13 protein-coding genes and 3 pseudogenes are annotated in these 16,665 nt (G+C 56.3%); 10 read left to right on the top strand and 6 right to left on the bottom strand.

From position 1 onward, the window contains the following. Positions 1-13 precede the first annotated feature (13 nt). From N6G83_RS30745 to N6G83_RS30760, 4 genes are read right to left on the bottom strand one after another with little or no spacing between them, the layout of a single operon-like run. Positions 14-1,339, bottom strand: a complete 1,326-nt coding sequence (locus N6G83_RS30745; RefSeq protein WP_065683822.1) for a lysine N(6)-hydroxylase/L-ornithine N(5)-oxygenase family protein — start codon at positions 1,337-1,339, stop codon at positions 14-16. Then, positions 1,336-3,084, bottom strand: coding sequence for an aerobactin synthase IucC (gene iucC, locus N6G83_RS30750; RefSeq protein WP_211136225.1), 1,749 nt, complete (start codon positions 3,082-3,084; stop codon positions 1,336-1,338). The genes N6G83_RS30745 and iucC overlap by 4 nt, the downstream gene beginning before the upstream one ends. Next, on the bottom strand, positions 3,081-4,031 hold the full coding sequence (locus tag N6G83_RS30755) for a GNAT family N-acetyltransferase (protein WP_211136226.1): 951 nt from the start codon (positions 4,029-4,031) through the stop codon (positions 3,081-3,083). Before N6G83_RS30755 ends, iucC begins: the two co-directional genes overlap by 4 nt. Beyond that, positions 4,028-5,758 carry an IucA/IucC family protein gene (locus N6G83_RS30760; protein WP_211136227.1) on the bottom strand — a complete coding sequence of 577 codons (1,731 nt, stop codon included), beginning with the start codon at positions 5,756-5,758 and terminating at the stop codon, positions 4,028-4,030. Before N6G83_RS30760 ends, N6G83_RS30755 begins: the two co-directional genes overlap by 4 nt. Before the next feature lie 133 nt (positions 5,759-5,891). Between N6G83_RS30760 and N6G83_RS30765 the strand changes: the two genes are divergently transcribed. The 10 genes and pseudogenes from N6G83_RS30765 to N6G83_RS30810 form a co-directional block, all read left to right on the top strand. After that, the gene (locus N6G83_RS30765; RefSeq protein WP_199062979.1) at positions 5,892-7,118 is read left to right on the top strand and encodes an MFS transporter; all 1,227 of its coding nucleotides are present in this window, start codon (positions 5,892-5,894) and stop codon (positions 7,116-7,118) included. 1 nt (position 7,119) lies between these two features. After that, positions 7,120-7,998, top strand: coding sequence for a siderophore-interacting protein (locus N6G83_RS30770; protein ID WP_211136228.1), 879 nt, complete (start codon positions 7,120-7,122; stop codon positions 7,996-7,998). Positions 7,999-8,131: 133 nt separating this feature from the next. Further along, entirely contained in the window at positions 8,132-8,971 is an 840-nt protein-coding gene (locus tag N6G83_RS30775) for a MurR/RpiR family transcriptional regulator (RefSeq protein ID WP_074031765.1), read from the top strand. A 191-nt stretch (positions 8,972-9,162) separates the two neighbouring features. Continuing rightward, positions 9,163-10,404, top strand: a complete 1,242-nt coding sequence (locus N6G83_RS30780) for a pyridoxal-phosphate-dependent aminotransferase family protein (protein WP_024528996.1) — start codon at positions 9,163-9,165, stop codon at positions 10,402-10,404. After that, entirely contained in the window at positions 10,404-11,690 is a 1,287-nt protein-coding gene (gene hpxK, locus N6G83_RS30785) for an allantoate amidohydrolase (protein WP_211136231.1), read from the top strand. The genes N6G83_RS30780 and hpxK overlap by 1 nt, the downstream gene beginning before the upstream one ends. Positions 11,691-11,816: 126 nt before the next feature. Then, positions 11,817-12,011: pseudogene (locus tag N6G83_RS30790) on the top strand (group II intron reverse transcriptase/maturase); the annotation flags it as partial. A 621-nt stretch (positions 12,012-12,632) separates the two neighbouring features. Further along, positions 12,633-12,965 (top strand): STAS domain-containing protein, encoded by a 333-nt coding sequence (locus N6G83_RS30795; protein ID WP_024528993.1) that lies wholly within the window; start codon positions 12,633-12,635, stop codon positions 12,963-12,965. 34 nt (positions 12,966-12,999) lie between these two features. Continuing rightward, positions 13,000-14,163: a sugar phosphate nucleotidyltransferase gene (locus N6G83_RS30800; RefSeq protein ID WP_024528992.1), complete on the top strand. Its 1,164-nt coding sequence runs from the start codon at positions 13,000-13,002 to the stop codon at positions 14,161-14,163. 98 nt (positions 14,164-14,261) lie between these two features. Next, positions 14,262-14,366 (top strand): annotated as a pseudogene (locus N6G83_RS30805) (IS6 family transposase); the annotation flags it as partial. Then, positions 14,349-14,648: pseudogene (locus N6G83_RS30810) on the top strand (IS4 family transposase); the annotation flags it as partial. The pseudogenes N6G83_RS30805 and N6G83_RS30810, both read left to right, overlap by 18 nt. Positions 14,649-14,689: 41 nt before the next feature. On the opposite strand, the gene N6G83_RS30815 reads toward N6G83_RS30810, so the two are convergent. Together N6G83_RS30815 and N6G83_RS30820 are read right to left on the bottom strand one after the other, a co-directional pair. Then, positions 14,690-15,463: an amidohydrolase gene (locus N6G83_RS30815; RefSeq protein WP_024528991.1), complete on the bottom strand. Its 774-nt coding sequence runs from the start codon at positions 15,461-15,463 to the stop codon at positions 14,690-14,692. Next, entirely contained in the window at positions 15,451-16,608 is a 1,158-nt protein-coding gene (locus N6G83_RS30820; protein ID WP_199062981.1) for a pyridoxal phosphate-dependent aminotransferase, read from the bottom strand. Before N6G83_RS30820 ends, N6G83_RS30815 begins: the two co-directional genes overlap by 13 nt. Positions 16,609-16,665 lie beyond the last annotated feature (57 nt).

The raw sequence follows: 16,665 nt of genomic DNA on the forward strand, positions 1-16,665 counted from the left end.
AACGTTTCCATGGTTAGTTAAAGTTAAAGATGGCGTCGTGTGCAGTTTGGGCGGTGACCGCTGCCTGCTGGCTACGCCATTGGATCACAGCCGGGGTGGACGTTAAGTCGAACCGATCGCGTCCTAATGCCCGGTTGAGAATACGGGCCGAACGCCAGGCCATCAGGCTGAGCTGGGGTTCGGCAATGCCATGACTGTGCATGCCGGCGTTGACGGCAAACAGACAGTTTTCGCTCGGCCCCTGCCATTCCAGGGTGAAATCCGGCGTGATGCGATACTCATCGTTCGCCGTGGTCAGCAGGCGATTGGCCAGCGGTGCGAGAAACGCCGGGCGGTCTTGCTGATAGCCGGTGGCGAAGATCACCACGTCGCAGTCGAAGGTTTCCTTGCCCTGATCGAGATGGTGATGGGTGACCAGCTGATAGCCATTGCCGGATGCGTGCATCGCGGCCAATGAACGGCTAGGCAGCAGGTGGGCCCAAGGCTTTTCTCGTAACACTTCAAAGCGGTGATACATTGCCTGGTAGATCGCCAGCAGCGATCCGCTGGTGATGCCGTCCGACGTCATCTTCTGCTCGGTCAGCATGCGCTGTTTGGCACTGTCGCTCAGGGTGTAGAAGCTTTCTACGTATTCCGGCGTGAAGTACTCATTAGCGAAGGCGGCTTCGTCCAGCGCGTTGTAATTGTTGCGGCGCGAGATCCAGTTCAACTGCTTGGGCTGGCCCCACTCGGCGCGGAAAATATTCAAAAACAGATCGGCACCGCTTTGGCCGCCGCCGATCACCGTGACGCGTTTGCCGGTAAGATCCGGGTTACGCAGGCTCATTTCGCTGGCATGGAAGCAGCGATCGTTTTGCTCGCTGACACAGTCCGGCAGTTTGGGGCGTTTACCGATGCCTAGGCAGATATGGCGGGCACGGTAGACATCGCGCTGGGTGGTGACAACAAATTGGCGTTGCTGGTCGTCAAAATCCACGCTGCGGATGTCTTGGCTGAACTCGAGCGTCTCCAGCCCGTTAGCCGCCCAGTCGAGATAGTCGGCGAACTCTTCGCGGGAGACCGTACGCTGCTCGGTGGTCAGGAAGCGGTAGAACTTCTTCCTTTTCACCAGGTAGTTGAGAAAGCTGTACGGGTTGGTCGGCGAAACCGCGCTGACCAGATCCTTGAGGAAACTGGTTTGCATATGGCAGTCCGGCACCATCATGCCGGGGTGCCAGGAGAAGTGCGGTTTACGTTCGAAGAACTTGCTGTTAAAGCCGGTAACCTCACTGCCGAGTGCGGCAATGCTCAGATTGAATGGGCCGACGCCGATGCCGATGAAATCCAGAGGCTGATTCATTGGGCAAACTCCTTGGAGACCAAATAAAGAGGGTTATCCAGATCTTGCAGGTAGTTCGGCAACATGCGGCTGCCACCATCCTGCTCTGAATAGGTGAGTTTCACCGGGTTGAGTACCACGCGAATAATCTGTGGCTTGAAAAGGTCGAACAGGGCAAACCGGTCGGCCAACTGCGGATGCTGCGCCATATAGCGCTCCAGCACCCGTGCCAGCACTTGATAGAAACGCGGTTCGCTCATGCCGCAGTCGCTCATCAGTGGCGAAATGAAGCGCAGCACGGTGACGAAATGCCCGGTTTGCAGGTCATGGATCAGATAGTCGGCAGGCAGGCGCACCGTTACGTCTTTTACCACCTGTGGCAGTGAAGCGGCCTGTGGGAAGTCATGATCCACAAGGCGCATATCGCCCTGGAAATCTTTTAGCAGGACCCGCTGCGGAACATGGTCTTTCATCACTAATGTGATGTTCTGGCCGTGGGCGATCAGCGCTACCCCGTAGCAGCACATCAGGTGGTACATCGGCAGCACCACCGCCTGGAACATCTGCGCCAGCCACGCCTCTGCGCTCAGGCCGGAACGGGCAATGTAGGCAGCGATCAGCGGCTCACCCTGATTGTCGGTTTCCATCAGCGTAGCCATCAGGATCGCCTGCTCGCCCGGTTGCAGATAACAGGATGGGTTTTCACGCCAGATCACCCCGAGCATTTCCTGATAACGATAGGGGGCCTTGGGCAGTGCGCCGTAGGTTGGGTGGGCCAGATAGCCCGCCGCCGGTTCACCCAGGATCTGGGCGCCGCTGGCCTGCAAGGTGCTGTCACTGGCGAAAATCTGCTGTAACCAGCGTGAAGCCGCAGGCCCGGCGCTGATGTACTTGCCCGGAATCCCGCGATAGCAGGAGGTGTTGTAAATGGTCAGCGGCAGCTTGATATCGAAGGGCACCCGGCGGCTGGTGTTGGTCAAAGTGCGCAGAGACTGCTGAGCCAGATAGCGATCGCCAAACTCACCCAGCTCGACCAGTTCACCGCTGGCCAGCTGTGGCAGGAAATGCAGAGCGATTTTTTGCTGCCATTGCCATGGATGCAACGGCACCGGCAGCCAGTCGTTGTTCAACTTCAGGTCGTGCCAACGGCGGTCAAAGCGCTGGCGTTCCCCTATGTCCATCGCGCTGTTGAGCAGGTCTTCTAGCGGGAAGTCCTCATCAATGCACCAGACAAAGCTGCTACGTTTGGCGGCCACCCAGTGCAGCTGGAACTGGCCTTGATATTCTGGCGCATACTGTTGCAACGCCGTCAGCCCCCAGCCACGACGCCCCTTGTTGAAGACGAACTTCGGGTGACCTGCCAGCAGGCATTGCAGTGCGTCGGCATCCAGCGCAATCAGATCGTTGGCACTCATCCCGTGGCGAGCGGTGAGTAACTGCATGTCACCGCGTAACGTGGCATACAGATCTTCCAAATGTTCGGCGATCTGCGCATCGTCCATCTTCAGCACCTGCGCCAGTTGCCGCAGCGTTTGATCGGCGGCCAGCGGCAGGCGATCGCAGCTCAGGCTGTTGGTGTCGATGTGCAACCAACCCCAGATCCCGCGTTTGGCGCTGAAGCGGTAGGTCGTATCACCTAGAGCAATCTGCCATTGCCCGTCGTGCTCCTCGGCCTGCAAAGTGCGCTCATACTCCAGTTCCGCCAGGATCTTGGCGATCATCTGCAGGTTAACGCGTTGCCAATCGGCGTACTCGTGGCGGCTCATACCTGTCCCTCGCGGAAGAAGTCATCACGCTGGTTCATGATCAGCCGTGAACGCTTATGGGGGAAATCAAACTCTTTCAGCGTGTGGTAGCCAGCGGTGGGCAGATGGCGGAACAGCCGCTGATTGTCTGCGCGTGGCTCGGCCACGACGCGAGTGGTGCGAGGTTCATCCAGGTATAAATAGTGGGTCAGGCCACGTAGCCAACTGCGGATGTACTGTGCGCCACGCCAGTCTTCTTCACCGACCAGCATGTGCAGGCCGCGATCGAACGGCTGCCAGCGATAGTGGCGGCCAATGCGATCTTCGGGTGCCCAGTAAACTTCGAAATAGCCAAACGGCTGGTCGTCAAAGCAGCCCAGCAACGGGTAGCAATAGCTGGAATCCAGCTGGCGCTGTAAATAGGCGGCCTGGACCTCGAGTGGGCCGCTCATTTCCCAGAAGGCGTCAACGCGGGGGGAGTTCATCCAACGGGTGAACTGCTCGGCGTCGCGCTCCACTTCGGGCAAACGGAAGCTCAAGCTACGTTTGATTTGCGGATCGTAGCGGCGATACACCTCACCGCTGGGCCGTGCAGGGCGCTGCGGAAACCACAGCTCGCGCTCGGCATCGTAATGCATTTGGCCGCCAGCGGTATGGCGTTCGGCGATCAGCCACAGCGGCAGTTGGTAGAAGGTTTCACGGGCCAGGTAATCACCACAGGCCTGGGAGAACAGTGCCAGAGCCTGTGGCTCCTCACGCCATTCGGCATAGGGCAGGGCAATGCCGCTCAGCTGTGGAGCCGCGATCAGCAACTGATCCAACGCCTGAATCAGCCAGCTTGCTGGCAGTGAGCCTGGGTAATGCAACGTAGCGCTGCCGTCCAATCCCAGGCTAAGGGACAGGTTTTTCCCCAGCAGTTCGCAGCGGAATCCGCTGGTGGCGTGGACAATCTTGGCAACGGGCATCATTGAGCGGCCTCCACGCGCAGCGGATTGGTGAAGTCAAAGTAGATCACCGCCGGATCGACAATGGTGTTCTCATTGTGATCGTGCAAATAGCAGAAGAAGTTGCCCTTGCAGTTCCAATGTTGGCTGTCGAGGACATAGTCCAGGCAACGGGTATTTTTCGCCGTGTTACGCAGCGTGGTTAACGCATCCCGTACTCGTCTCATCAGGCTCTCTTCACTGTCGAACCCTGCTGCTGCCATAGCGGCGGTAACGGCCAACGTCGAATTCACCAGCAGGTAGTAGGGGAAGTAGCGTAACAACTGCTGCTCGCTAAAGCGGTTCTCCGCTTCGGCTTCGCCGATTTCATCCAGCCAAGGCGTGGCATCGCGGGTAAAGCCGCTGCCCTGGCAATCGCGGTACAGCATGCCCACCGGCAAGTCCTGCTGCATTTCCACCAGAATGTTTTGCTGATGGGCCAGCAGTACCAGGCCGTAGTCGGCTTCGGCGCTGAACAGCGGTAGCAGCACCTGCTGGCAGTAAGCGTCCAGCCAGCAATGGGCGGCCTGCTGCAATGGCAAGTGCAGGCGGGCAGCCAGGCGGCGCACTGCCGCAGCTAACAGGCTATCGCCACCGTCTGGCGCTGCTTGCGTCAAGGTGACCAACACGTTGGTTTGATTCTGTGCCTGGCCGAACAGCAGGTTATCGCGCAGCGCCATCAGGCTCTCTTCCTGGATTGTGCCGTCTGCGGAGCGTAACCCGGCCCAGCCATCTTCCTGCATCACGCGCATCGTTGGATAACGAGCTTGCAACTCCTGCCAGCGGGAGGTCTTTGCCAGACGTGCCAGACGCATGCCGCGTTTCACTTCTTTGACCGACAGCGTACGCACCGAGTTGGTTAGCCGTACGCTGAGGGAAAACTTGATCATGTCGCGGCTGCCCGCGTGATACAGCGAACGTGAAGAGCTGGTTGGCAACCAACGCTCACCGGCCTCACCCAGATCGCACAGCTTGTGCTGCTCGACCAACTCGCGGCACCAGCTTTGTGCCAGCAGATAATCGGCCTGCCATGGATGCATCGGCAGCAGCCAGACGTCATCGGTAAAATGGCCTAGCAACTGTGGTGCGCTTTCTGCGGCGAAGCGTTGCAGGCGCTGCTGTAACGTCAGATCCAGGCTGTCGCCACACAGGTGGCGCTTTTCTACCGCAAACCAGCGCAGGGGGAAGCTGCCAGCAAAATCTGGCAGATAGCGCTGTGCCTGCTGATGATCAAAGGGCTCATGGGATTTCGGAGCCGGGTGGAAGGCATGGCCAGCTAATAACCCCTGTTCCGCCTGGGCAAAATTCAGCGGCTGGTCACGTAGCTTTGGCCAGTCCAGCCGGATGGCGATCGCCTGTTGGGTATTGTCATGACTTTCCAGCACTCGCTGGAGAAAGCGTGCCAAAACCTCCTCACTCAGTTGGCCTTTTATCGCCGGTTTGGCCAGCAACAGCGTAACCAAACGCTCAAAACTCAGCGCTTCACCGTTGCCATTCAGGCAGGCGGGGAACTGATATTGATGATGTTGGGTTGGCGAGATATGCCGTAATGGAATGCGTATAAACTGGCTATCCGAAAGTGGGAGATGTAGCTGAGGAGGTTGGCTATTGGTTGCCGGCACGATGTGCCAGTCCCGAGTTTCACGCATTAGCGCGTTGAGGAAACATTGCGCAGCCACATCGGTTGCTGCGCTTGCTAACTGGATGGTCATGACCCTTGTCACTCTGGAGCGATTGAGAATGATTCTTATATCAATAGTTCTTATTATTATCAATCACCGCATGATACAATTTTTTGATTAATTACACACAAAAACATCATTTTCTTAACGGTTATTTCACTTGATGCGCTTATTTTCGGGTTCAAAAATCGTTGCAATTGGTAATGATTCTCCTTCAAACTGGCCGCTGGCGTTTTGTGCCGGGCTATTGGGCATTGGGCAAAATGGCTTGCTGGTTGCATTACCCGTGTTGGTCAGCCTGACTCAACTTTCGTTGTCGGTGTGGGCGGGGTTGCTAACGCTGGGATCGATGCTGTTTCTTGTCGGTTCTCCGTGGTGGGGGCGGCAGGCAGAAATTCGCGGCTGTAAATACGTGGTGGTTATGGCCCTGGCGGGTTACCTGCTCAGCTTTGCGTTATTGGCCTTGGCCGTGTGGGGGCTGGCTGCTGGCTGGCTGCCTGAAATGGCTGGGTTGGGCGGATTGATTGTGGCGCGCATTATCTATGGCCTGACAGTATCAGGCATGGTGCCCGCCAGCCAGACTTGGGCGCTGCAACGTGCTGGGTATGAACAACGTATGGCGGCGTTGGCCACTATCAGCTCTGGCCTGAGCTGTGGCCGGTTGCTTGGCCCGCTGTGCGCAGCCGTGGCGCTGTCTTTGCATCCGATGGCTCCGCTATGGCTGATGGCGATTGCGCCGCTGATCGCGTTACTGGTGATCTGCCGCCAGCATAACGATCCTCCTCTGCCCGCGGTGGCGCATCAACAAAACCGCCTGCGGCTGACGATGATGCCCTATTTATTGTGTGCGTTGCTGCTGGCGGGCTGCGTCAGCCTGATGCAGTTGGGCTTGGCTCCGCATTTGCAGCAGTTGTTCAGCCATTCGGCGACGACCGTTAGCCACCATGTGGCGGTATTGCTCAGCGTAGCGGCAGGTTGCACGCTGTTGGCACAGTTTCTGGTGGTGCGGCCACAGCGTCTCACTCCGCCGCAGCTGCTGATGGTTGCCGCTTTGTTGATGATCGCTGGCTTGGGGCTGATGTGTACCGCTCCGCTGGTGCTGTTTTATCTCGGCTGTGCGCTGGCTTCGTTTGGGGCCGCGATGGCGACGCCGGGCTATCAACTGATGCTGAACGATAAGTTATCTACCGGCAAAGGGGCGGGAGCGATCGCCACTAGCCATACACTGGGCTACGGCGCGAGCGCGCTGATGGTGCCGGTGGTGAGTAAATTTTACGGTGAGTCGCAGTTGGTGGCGGCGGCACTGGTAGCCGCCGTCCTGTTGGGCGGCATTAGCAGCTGGCTATGGTGCCAGCATCGAATGGCAGACATTGCGCGGGAGAGTCAGTGATATGTCCGCAAGCTATCGCATCTTTGATCTTACCTTGAAGCACAAGGAAAATGTTTCCCCCTCGCTGCTGCGCTGCGTGTTTACCGGCCCAGAGGTACAGCGCATGAAGCTGGAAGCCCCGGATCAACGGATCAAGCTGTTGTTCCCGGTAGCGGAAGGGCAAAGCTCGCAGTTGGCGAATAGCGACGATTGGTACCGCAACTACATGGCGATACCGAAAGAGCAACGGCCCGTGATGCGTACCTACACGTTGCGGGCGCTGCGCGCTGCTGAGAATGAAATGGACGTGGAGTTTGTGCTCCATGGCATTAATGGCCTGGCCTCTGCCTGGGCAACGCATGCCGTTGCGGGAGATAAACTCCAGGCTGTAGCGCCAAATGCCGATTTTGCTGAGGATAGCGGCGGCTATGAGTGGGCTCCTCCGGCGCAAACTCGGCAGGCGCTGCTGATCGCCGATGAAACGGCACTGCCAGCGGCGATGGGTATCCTCGAACAGTTGGCGCAGCAGGTTAACCCGCCGAGTGTGCAGGCTTTCTTTGAAGTACCGGTAGCGGGGGACTGCCTCAATATGGCGCACTTCCCATTTGCCGAGGTTTACTGGCTGCCACGTGACGTTGGGCATCAGCAACTGCATGGCACGCTGCTGGTGGAGGCGGTACGTCAGCGAGTGAATATCCCTGCCTCGGCACGGGCCGAAGCGCAGTCTCTGGCTGAAAACAGCCTGGGTGGGGATTTGCTGTGGGAGCGTGCCGAAGGGGCTAAGACCTTTTACGCCTGGGTGGCGGCGGAGTCTTCGGTGGTGAAAACGTTGCGCCGTTACCTGATTGGCGAACGCGATCTGGACCGTTCCACGGTGAACTTTATGGCGTATTGGTGTTAAGTTTCTGGGCCTACTAAATTGCTGTGTCTAATAGCGCTACAGGTGGAAGTCATGCAGATCAATTTCAACTCTGGCGGCCGCTTTGGCTGCTGTGCTATGTTCCGCTGAAACAAAAGTTACAGCGGGAGTAGCGATGAAACAGATTGATGAACGCCTGCGCAGCGAATACCCGCAATTGGCCCCTCAAGAGCAGCGGGTAGCCGACTTTATCTTCGATCACTTTGACGACCTGATTAGCTATAACAGCACCGAGTTGGCGCGCCTGAGTGGAGTGTCCAAGGCCACGGTCAGCCGTCTGTTCAAGCGGCTGGGCTATGCCAGCTATCGCGCAATGCGTGACGAGCTGCGTACCCTACGCCAAAGCGGTATGCCATTGACCGACAGCCGTGACGCGGTGCAGGGCAACACCTTACTAGCCCGCCATTACCAGCAGGAAATGGCCAATCTGACGCATTGGGTAAAGCAGATTGATGCGGAACAGTTTGGTGCGGTGATCGCGGCCATGGGGAAATCCCAGCGGCTGCTACTGTTGGGGATGCGCAATAGCTATCCCGTCGCGATGCATTTGCGCCAGCAACTGATGCAGGTGCGTGAACAGGTTTTGTTAATACCGCAGCCGGGCCAAACCTTGGCCGAAGACCTGGTGGATCTGGGGCCGCAGGACATGGTGGTAGTGGTCGCATTTCGCCGCCGTCCACGCCTGGCGCGAGAGGTATTGCAACAGTTGCAGATCAAGCAGGTGCCAACGTTATTGATCTGCGAACCGCAGGCCCAGGCGCTGATCCCGCTGGCTAGCTGGCATTTGATGACGCCGCTCGATAGCGTCTCGGCGTTTGACAGCTACTCCAGCGCCATGAGCCTGGCGAGCCTGCTGAGCAATGCGTTGCTGCATGACAGATTGTCGCAAGGGCGGCAGCGTATTCATCAGGTGGCCAATCTGTTCAGCGATCTGGAGGAGTTGGAGCAGCGCTGAGGCATTGGTTATCACGCGGCTAAACGGGCGCTATTTGCTGCGTCCGTTGATTCTTTAGTTGCAGATAGATAATTTAAGAATCTTTTGTTTCATCCTTTCTCGCTTGGCGATAATCTAGCAATAACAAAAAACCGGCCGGTCGCAGACGTAGCAATCTCCGGGCTAAGTTATTAAGTTGACAAGGAATGAACATGCTAGCTATCAACCAATTCGATCAAATCAATCCTCCGCATCGCCTACTGATGGGCCCAGGGCCGATCAATGCCGATCCGCGCGTGCTGCGTGCCATGTCCAGCCAGTTGATTGGCCAATACGATCCGGCCATGACCGGCTATATGAATCAGGTGATGGAGCTGTATCGCGGCCTGTTTCGCACGCAGAACCGCTGGACGATGCTGATAGACGGGACTTCGCGTGCCGGTATCGAGGCAATGCTGGTTTCTGCCATTCGCCCTGGCGATAAAGTGCTGGTGCCGGTATTTGGCCGTTTTGGCCATCTGTTGTGTGAAATCGCCCGCCGTTGCCGTGCCGATGTGCACACCATCGAAGCGCCTTGGGGTGAAGTATTCAGTGCCGATCGGATCGAGGATGCGATCAAGAAAGTACGGCCACGCCTATTGCTGACGGTGCAAGGGGATACCTCCACCACCATGCTGCAACCGCTGGCGGAATTAGGGGATATCTGTCGCCGCCACGGCGTCTTGTTCTATACCGATGCTACCGCCTCGTTCGCCGGTAACGAGCTGGAAACCGATGCCTGGGGTTTGGATGCGGTATCCGCAGGGCTGCAAAAATGCCTCGGTGGCCCTTCTGGCAGTTCTCCAATCACCCTTAGCCCGCAGTTTGAAGAGATCGTGCGCCGTCGTAAGTGCGTTGAGGAGGGGATCCGTACCGTCGATCACACAGACGGTGACGACGAGATGATCTACTCCAACTATTTCGACCTCGGCATGATCATGGATTACTGGGGGCCGGAGCGCTTGAACCACCATACGGAAGCCACCAGCATGCTGTTTGCCGCGCGTGAATGCGCCCGGGTGATCCTGGAGGAAGGGCTGGATAACGCTATTGCTCGCCATAAACTGAATGGCGCGGCGATGTTGGCCGGGATCCAGGGGATGGGGCTGGAGGTCTTTGGCGATATCGCCAACAAGATGAACAACGTGCTGGGCGTGGTGATCCCGCAGGGCATCCATGGCGAGCAGGTACGCCAGATGATGCTCAATGACTTCGCCATCGAAATCGGCACTTCGTTTGGCCCGTTGCAGGGCAAGATCTGGCGGATTGGTACCATGGGGTATAACGCGCGGAAAGACTGCGTGCTGCAAACGTTGGCCGCGTTGGAAGCGGTACTCAACCGTCTCGGTTTTGTTAGCCCGCACGGGGAAGCTATGCAGGCAGCATGGAACATTTACGACGCCGAGCAGAACTGATGGCAATGCTGCTGACCCCTCTGGAAGCGGAACGAGCCGCGGCCAGAGTGATGGCTCGCTGCGACGAACTGGCGGCAATCAGCAGCACGCCAGGCCATCTGACGCGGGTTTATCTCTCCCCAGAACATTTACGTGCCAACCAGTTGGTAGAGAATTGGATGCTCGAGCTTGGGATGGAGGTCTGGCAAGACGGCGTGGGCAATATCTGCGGACGTTACGAAGGGCAGCAACCGGCCGCACCGGCGCTGCTGCTTGGCTCTCATCTGGATACGGTGCGCAACGCTGGGCGCTACGATGGCATGCTGGGGGTCTTGACCGCGCTCGAGGTTGTCGCCTTGTTGCATAGCCGCAATCGGCGTCTGCCGCAGGCGATCGAGGTGATCGGTTTTGCCGACGAGGAGGGCACGCGTTTTGGCATTACCTTACTCGGCAGCAAAGGGATCACTGGGCAGTGGGCAGAGGATTGGCTGACATGTACCGATGCTGAGGGCATCAGCGTGGCTGAGGCTATGCGTGACGCGGGGCTTGATCCTGCGGCGGTGAGTTCTGCCGAGCGTGCACAAGGCTCGATCTGCGCCTATCTCGAACTGCATATTGAGCAGGGGCCTTGTCTTGAAGCCGCCGATCTGGCGCTGGGAGTGGTCACGGCGATTAACGGTGCCCGCCGCCTCAACGGTACCTTTACCGGACATGCTGGCCATGCAGGGACCGTGCCGATGGGGCAGCGCCGGGATGCGCTGGCTGCCGCTGCTGAATGGATGCTCACGGTTGAGCGGCTCACCATGGAATACGATCCGCATGTGGTCGCCACGGTCGGTCAGATAGAAAGCTTTCCGGGGGCAGTGAATGTGATCCCTGGGCAGGTCAGGCTATCCCTCGACGTTCGTGGCCCGCAAGATGAGCCGCTAGACGCGTTGCTGGCCGAATTACTGTTGCAGGCGCAGAGCATTAGCGCGCGTCGTGGGGTCTGTTTCTACAGCGAGGAGTTCTACCGCATACCGGCTACCGCTTGTGACCCTCAGTGGCAGCAGCGCTGGCATGACGCAGTAATGCAGGTGCAAGGGAATAGCCTAATGCTGCCTAGCGGTGCGGGGCATGATGCCATTGCTATCGCCGCCCGTTGGCCGGTGGGGATGCTGTTTGTTCGTTGCGAGGGCGGCATCAGCCATCATCCCGATGAAGCCGTCACCGTGGGCGACGTGGCGCTAGCGATCCAGGCTTACTGCCTGGCTGTGGGTATAACAGACCCCTCACCCCAGCCCTCTCCCAAAGGGAGAGGGAGCTGATAGCCCCTGCTCTTTTGGACGTAAAGCAGACCTGTCACGACGGGGTGAGTGGCTGCTGCGTCTGATAACACTGCCCACATGGCTGGCCGAAGCTGCGCGGATCACGCTGGCCTCAAAGGGGGCTCATATGCGGATGACTTTGTCCTCATAGTCAAAGGCAGTAAAGCACAGGCGGAGGCCATCAGGGAAGAATGCCGGCGCGTGCTAGAAGACAGCCTGAAACTGAGGCAGAACCTGGACAATACCAGGATCACCCATGTCAATGATGGATTTATCTTCCTGGGGCATCGTATCATTCGCAAGCGTAGTCGCTATGGCGATAGCCTTTTCCATGCTCTCAAGAGTATCGAGGGTGGCAGGGCATGGGAAAAGAGCCTCGGCGTCAGCGTGCTCGCACCTTAGATGCGCTACGTTCATGGTTAGGAAATTGTATTGTCAAATCGCAAGCTTCGCTTCCACTGGGGCTGCATCAAACCCCATCTGGGTCACGAATTGAAGGTCCTGAACTCTGTGCTACGCTTAATACCGTAATTGATAGTCAAAAGTTTGCACAGGGAGTGCTCAGGAATATTGGTTATCACGATGTTTATGGCCTGCGCTGGATGCTTTGCTGAATGAACGCCAATCGCGACAATGTAACATGGAGGGACCCCGCTGATGCTAGAAACTCCTCGCGAAAAGTCTTCACCTTCTGATTAGCAAATAGAGGATGGCTCACCGGTGACAGCAAAACTGCTGGCCGCTTGGCGCGGTTATATCTTCGTCCTATGTTACGTTTGCGGCAAATACAACGACCATTACATTATTGATATCCAACACAAACAGATGAACAGCACAGTGATACTCGGTATGGAACTGTGGCATTGAATAACGATATTTCTTTACTGGTGAGCTAACGTAATAGCTGTTTTCCCCTCCCAACGGTATTGTAAGGAAGAAAGAATGAACTTTGAAACTCAGTCAATTGGCAATGTCTTGGTTGTCACTCTTTTGGACAGGCGTTTGGATGCATCGGTTTCCACTCAGTTTAAGGAAGACATACAAGCCATGATTGCGCAGGGGACTCACCATATTTTACTGGACTTCGGTCAGGTCGATTTCATCGACAGCAGTTTTTTAGGCACTCTGGTCTCTCTTTTGAAATCCTTACATGGAAAAGGTGAGCTCGCGGTCTGCTCACTGAACAACAATATCCACAGTATGTTCAAGTTAACCCGGATGGATAAAATATTTACCATCGGCGCTGATAAAAGCAACGCATTACAGCAAATCTGATAATCATCTCATTGATTAAAAAGGAATGTTCATTATGAAAGCCATGATTCTTGCCGCAGGTAAAGGAACCAGAGCCAGACCGTTGACCACCATATTGCCAAAACCAATGATCCCATTAATTCGCAAGCCGATTATGGAGTCGATCGTTGAGCATTTAAGAGAGTATGGATTTAATCAGTTAATGGTCAATACAAGCTACCTTTCCGCAGATATCGAGAATTATTTTCGCGATGGCCATGCCTGGGGCGTGGAAATGGGTTACTCCTACGAAGGGGTGATGGAAGGTAATACCTTTGTTGATAACGTGCTGGGTTCCGCCGGTGGAATGAAGCACATCCAAAATTTCTCGGGCTTTTTTGATGACACTTTTGTCGTGGTGTGTGGTGACGCATTAATTGATGTGGATTTTGATCAGGTATTGGCTTTTCATCGGGCCAGAAAAAGTGTCGCCACCCTGATCATGCGCCCTGTGCCAGCCGATCAAGTGAGTAAGTACGGGATTGTCGTCACCAATGACCAAGGCCGAGTCAGTCAGTTTCAGGAAAAACCTAAAGCAGAAGAGGCGTTATCAAACAATGCTAATACGGGTATCTATGTGTTTGAACCCGAGATATTCAATTATATTCCCGACGGTGTTGAATATGACATTGGTAGCCAGTTGTTCCCTAAACTTGCTGAATTAGATGTTCCTTTCTACGGCATTGTCTTGCCATTCCAATGGGTAGATATTGGCTCATTGCAGGACTTCTGGCATGTAAACCGCATGATCCTTAATCGGGAGCTACCTGATTATCCGATGCCGGGCATTCAGGTTGCGCCGCAAATTTGGTGCGGGCTGAACGTTAAAGCCGATTTTGCCAACCTGGATATTGAAGGGCCGGTCTATATTGGCAGCAGTACTGAAATACAGCCTGGAGTGACAATCAGAGGGCCCGCGATCATTGGCGCTGGTTGTTTATTAGAGCAAGGGGCCATGGTCGATCAAAGCTTTGTAGCTGATTACACCCGAGTCGGTGGGATTGCCCAGTTGTACCAGCAGATGATTTTTGCCGGTAAAGTGATCTCGCCGGACGGTACAGCCATTGATTTGTCTGATGCCGGTCTGAACTGGCTTATTGATGATAAACGGCGCACAGACATTATTACGGCGGAGAAGTCGTTATTCAAAGAGCTGCTCACCAAAGATACCTTTCTATAAGGGGTTCTACGCTGGAAGCGTCTAAATGGCTCTGTCGCATTAACGAAAATAAGTCAGCAAACCCGCACCGTTGCAAAAATACGGAGATGGTAAATTGATCTGCAGCGGCGTTGTGCTTCTTTCGTAAGGTCATTCGACACTACGGAGAATCTGCGGTAGTGGCCATTGATCGAAGTGGTGCCAACATAGCAGCGCTGACGTTACGCCAGGGCGGGTTAAGTGAAGAGACGCTCAATGAAAGCTGTGAACGGGTACTGAGTCCAGTTGAATGGACGTTGCTGTGGGTGAAACATGAAGGTAAAACCTTGCCAAAGATGCCGCCGAGTCTGAAGTGGGCGTGCCTGAATCTGGCGAAGCTGGGGCGTTGGTATGACAGTAAACGAACGGGACGAGCAGGATGGGTAGTGATGTGGGAGGGATGATTCAAGCTTCAGGATATCGTCGAAGGGTATAAACTGGCGAAGTCTCTTGATCAGGAGATCTGATCAAGAGACAGCTCCTTGGGGAGGTTAGGGGGGGCATTGACTCAATCGTGCAGTTGGAAGCCATCTGCATCACGCCAGGCAGGGAACGCGGCGCGGTAGGTTTGCAGCGTTTCCAGCGAAAGCTCGGCATCCAGCCTCGCCGCCTGGCCCGGTTCTGCGCTGGCCAACCTTTCTCCCTGCGGGCTGATAATCAGGCTGTCACCGCTGTAATTCAGGCCATTGCCGTCCTCGCCCACGCGGTTACAACCCGCCACGTAAATCTGGTTTTCAATCGCCCGCGCCGCCAGCAGCGTTTGCCAGTGCATGCTACGTGCTGCTGGCCAGTTGGCCACGTACAGGGCCAGATCGTAATCCTGCTGATAGCGTGACCACACCGGGAAGCGCAGGTCATAGCAAATCTGCGGCAGGATACGCCAGCCACGCCATTCGAAAATGGTGCGCTGTTTCCCAGCCTGATAATGCTGGTGTTCACCGGCCATACGGAACAGATGGCGTTTATCATAACCATGCACCTTGCCGCCAGGTTCCACCAGCAGGAAACGGTTAACCGCCCCTTTGGCAGTTTTCAACGCTACGCTGCCACCCACCAAGGCGTTGGTTTTCACCGCCCAGGTATGTAACCAGTCTATTACCTGTTGTTCAGGCAACGCGCTTTCCCCGGCATCCATAGCAAAGCCGGTGGTAAACATTTCCGGCAGCACAATCAGATCGCGGCCGCTAATCGAGGGTAACAAGGCATCGAACTGGCGCAGGTTGGCCTCACCTTGACGCCAGACCAGCGGTTGCTGCAACAGGGTAATTTTTAGAGTCGACATAGGCGCTCCGCAGCGGCATCCAGCGTGGCATCTTGCTTCGCGAAGCACAGCCGGATCAGTTTATAGGGGAACGGATCGGCACAGAAGACGGACAGCGGGATCGCCGCTACGCCTGCGTGCTCGGTCAGCCAATGGCAGAAGGCGACATCATCCAGATCGGAAATGGCACTGTAATCGGCCAGTAAGAAGTAAGTGCCGTCACAGGGCAGGATTTCCAGCCTGCTGTTAGCTAACGCCTGCACAAAGCGATCGCGCTTGGCACGGTAGAACGCGGGTAGCTGCTGCCAGTGTTCCGGCTCGTTGCGCAGCATATCGGCCAAGGCCAACTGGGCCGGGGTGTTGACAGAGAACGTCAGATATTGGTGAACCTTGCGCACCTCCGCGCTCAACGCTGCCGGAGCTACACAGTAACCCACTTTCCAGCCGGTCATATGGAAGGTTTTACCAAACGAGGAAACGGCAATCGCCCGCTGACGCAGTTGTGGATGGGCCAGCACGCTGGCGTGTCCCCCTTTGGCAAAGCAGATATGCTCGTAAACCTCATCGCTCAGAATATAGATTTCCCGATCGGCGATGGCAGCCCATAGCTGCTGCATATCCTCTGCCGACCAGGCCGTGGCGGAGGGATTCTGCGGAGTATTAAGGATCACCAGCCGTGTGTGCGGTGAAAGCTGTTCGGCGAACCGTTGCCAATCGACCTTGAAGGCTGGCGGCTGTAGGGCAATGCGCTTCAGAACGCCGCCGGAAAGCTGCACCGCTGGGGCATAGCTGTCGTAGCTTGGGTCGAAGCAAATCACTTCATCGCCGGAGCGTACCAGGGCGCTGATCGCAGCGAACAACGCCTCGGTTGCACCCGCAGTGATAGTCACTTCACTATTGGCATCGGGCTGCCAGCCGTAGAGCTGAGCAGTTTTTTCCGCAATGGCCTCACGTAACGGCGCTGCGCCCGTCATCGGTGCGTATTGGTTTGCCCCCTGGCTGACGTGCCAGTTCAGGCGCTGCTTTAAATACTCCGGGCCATCAAAATCCGGGAAGCCCTGCGACAGGTTGATCGCCTGATGCTGCTGCGCCAGGGCGCTCATCTGGGTAAAGATGGTGGTGCCGAGGTCAGGTAACTTGCTGGCTGGGACAGGTGCGGTGCTCATATCAGGCTATTTCTCCTGGCGCTTATGTTGCGAACAATATAACACGGTGTTAATATT

The organism is Serratia sp. PL7 (assembly GCF_945957435.1).

What these genes read in the sequence shown, in the direction of transcription:
- N6G83_RS30745 (WP_065683822.1), bottom strand. Translation starts at nt 1,339, where the DNA reads ATGAATCAGCCTCTGGATTTCATCGGCATCGGCGTCGGCCCATTCAAT.
- N6G83_RS30775 (WP_074031765.1), top strand. Translation starts at nt 8,132, where the DNA reads ATGAAACAGATTGATGAACGCCTGCGCAGCGAATACCCGCAATTGGCC.
- N6G83_RS30795 (WP_024528993.1), top strand. Translation starts at nt 12,633, where the DNA reads ATGAACTTTGAAACTCAGTCAATTGGCAATGTCTTGGTTGTCACTCTT.
- N6G83_RS30820 (WP_199062981.1), bottom strand. Translation starts at nt 16,608, where the DNA reads ATGAGCACCGCACCTGTCCCAGCCAGCAAGTTACCTGACCTCGGCACC.
- N6G83_RS30800 (WP_024528992.1), top strand. Translation starts at nt 13,000, where the DNA reads ATGAAAGCCATGATTCTTGCCGCAGGTAAAGGAACCAGAGCCAGACCG.
- N6G83_RS30755 (WP_211136226.1), bottom strand. Translation starts at nt 4,031, where the DNA reads ATGATGCCCGTTGCCAAGATTGTCCACGCCACCAGCGGATTCCGCTGC.
- N6G83_RS30760 (WP_211136227.1), bottom strand. Translation starts at nt 5,758, where the DNA reads ATGACCATCCAGTTAGCAAGCGCAGCAACCGATGTGGCTGCGCAATGT.
- iucC (WP_211136225.1), bottom strand. Translation starts at nt 3,084, where the DNA reads ATGAGCCGCCACGAGTACGCCGATTGGCAACGCGTTAACCTGCAGATG.
- N6G83_RS30815 (WP_024528991.1), bottom strand. Translation starts at nt 15,463, where the DNA reads ATGTCGACTCTAAAAATTACCCTGTTGCAGCAACCGCTGGTCTGGCGT.
- N6G83_RS30780 (WP_024528996.1), top strand. Translation starts at nt 9,163, where the DNA reads ATGCTAGCTATCAACCAATTCGATCAAATCAATCCTCCGCATCGCCTA.
- N6G83_RS30770 (WP_211136228.1), top strand. Translation starts at nt 7,120, where the DNA reads ATGTCCGCAAGCTATCGCATCTTTGATCTTACCTTGAAGCACAAGGAA.
- N6G83_RS30765 (WP_199062979.1), top strand. Translation starts at nt 5,892, where the DNA reads ATGCGCTTATTTTCGGGTTCAAAAATCGTTGCAATTGGTAATGATTCT.
- hpxK (WP_211136231.1), top strand. Translation starts at nt 10,404, where the DNA reads ATGGCAATGCTGCTGACCCCTCTGGAAGCGGAACGAGCCGCGGCCAGA.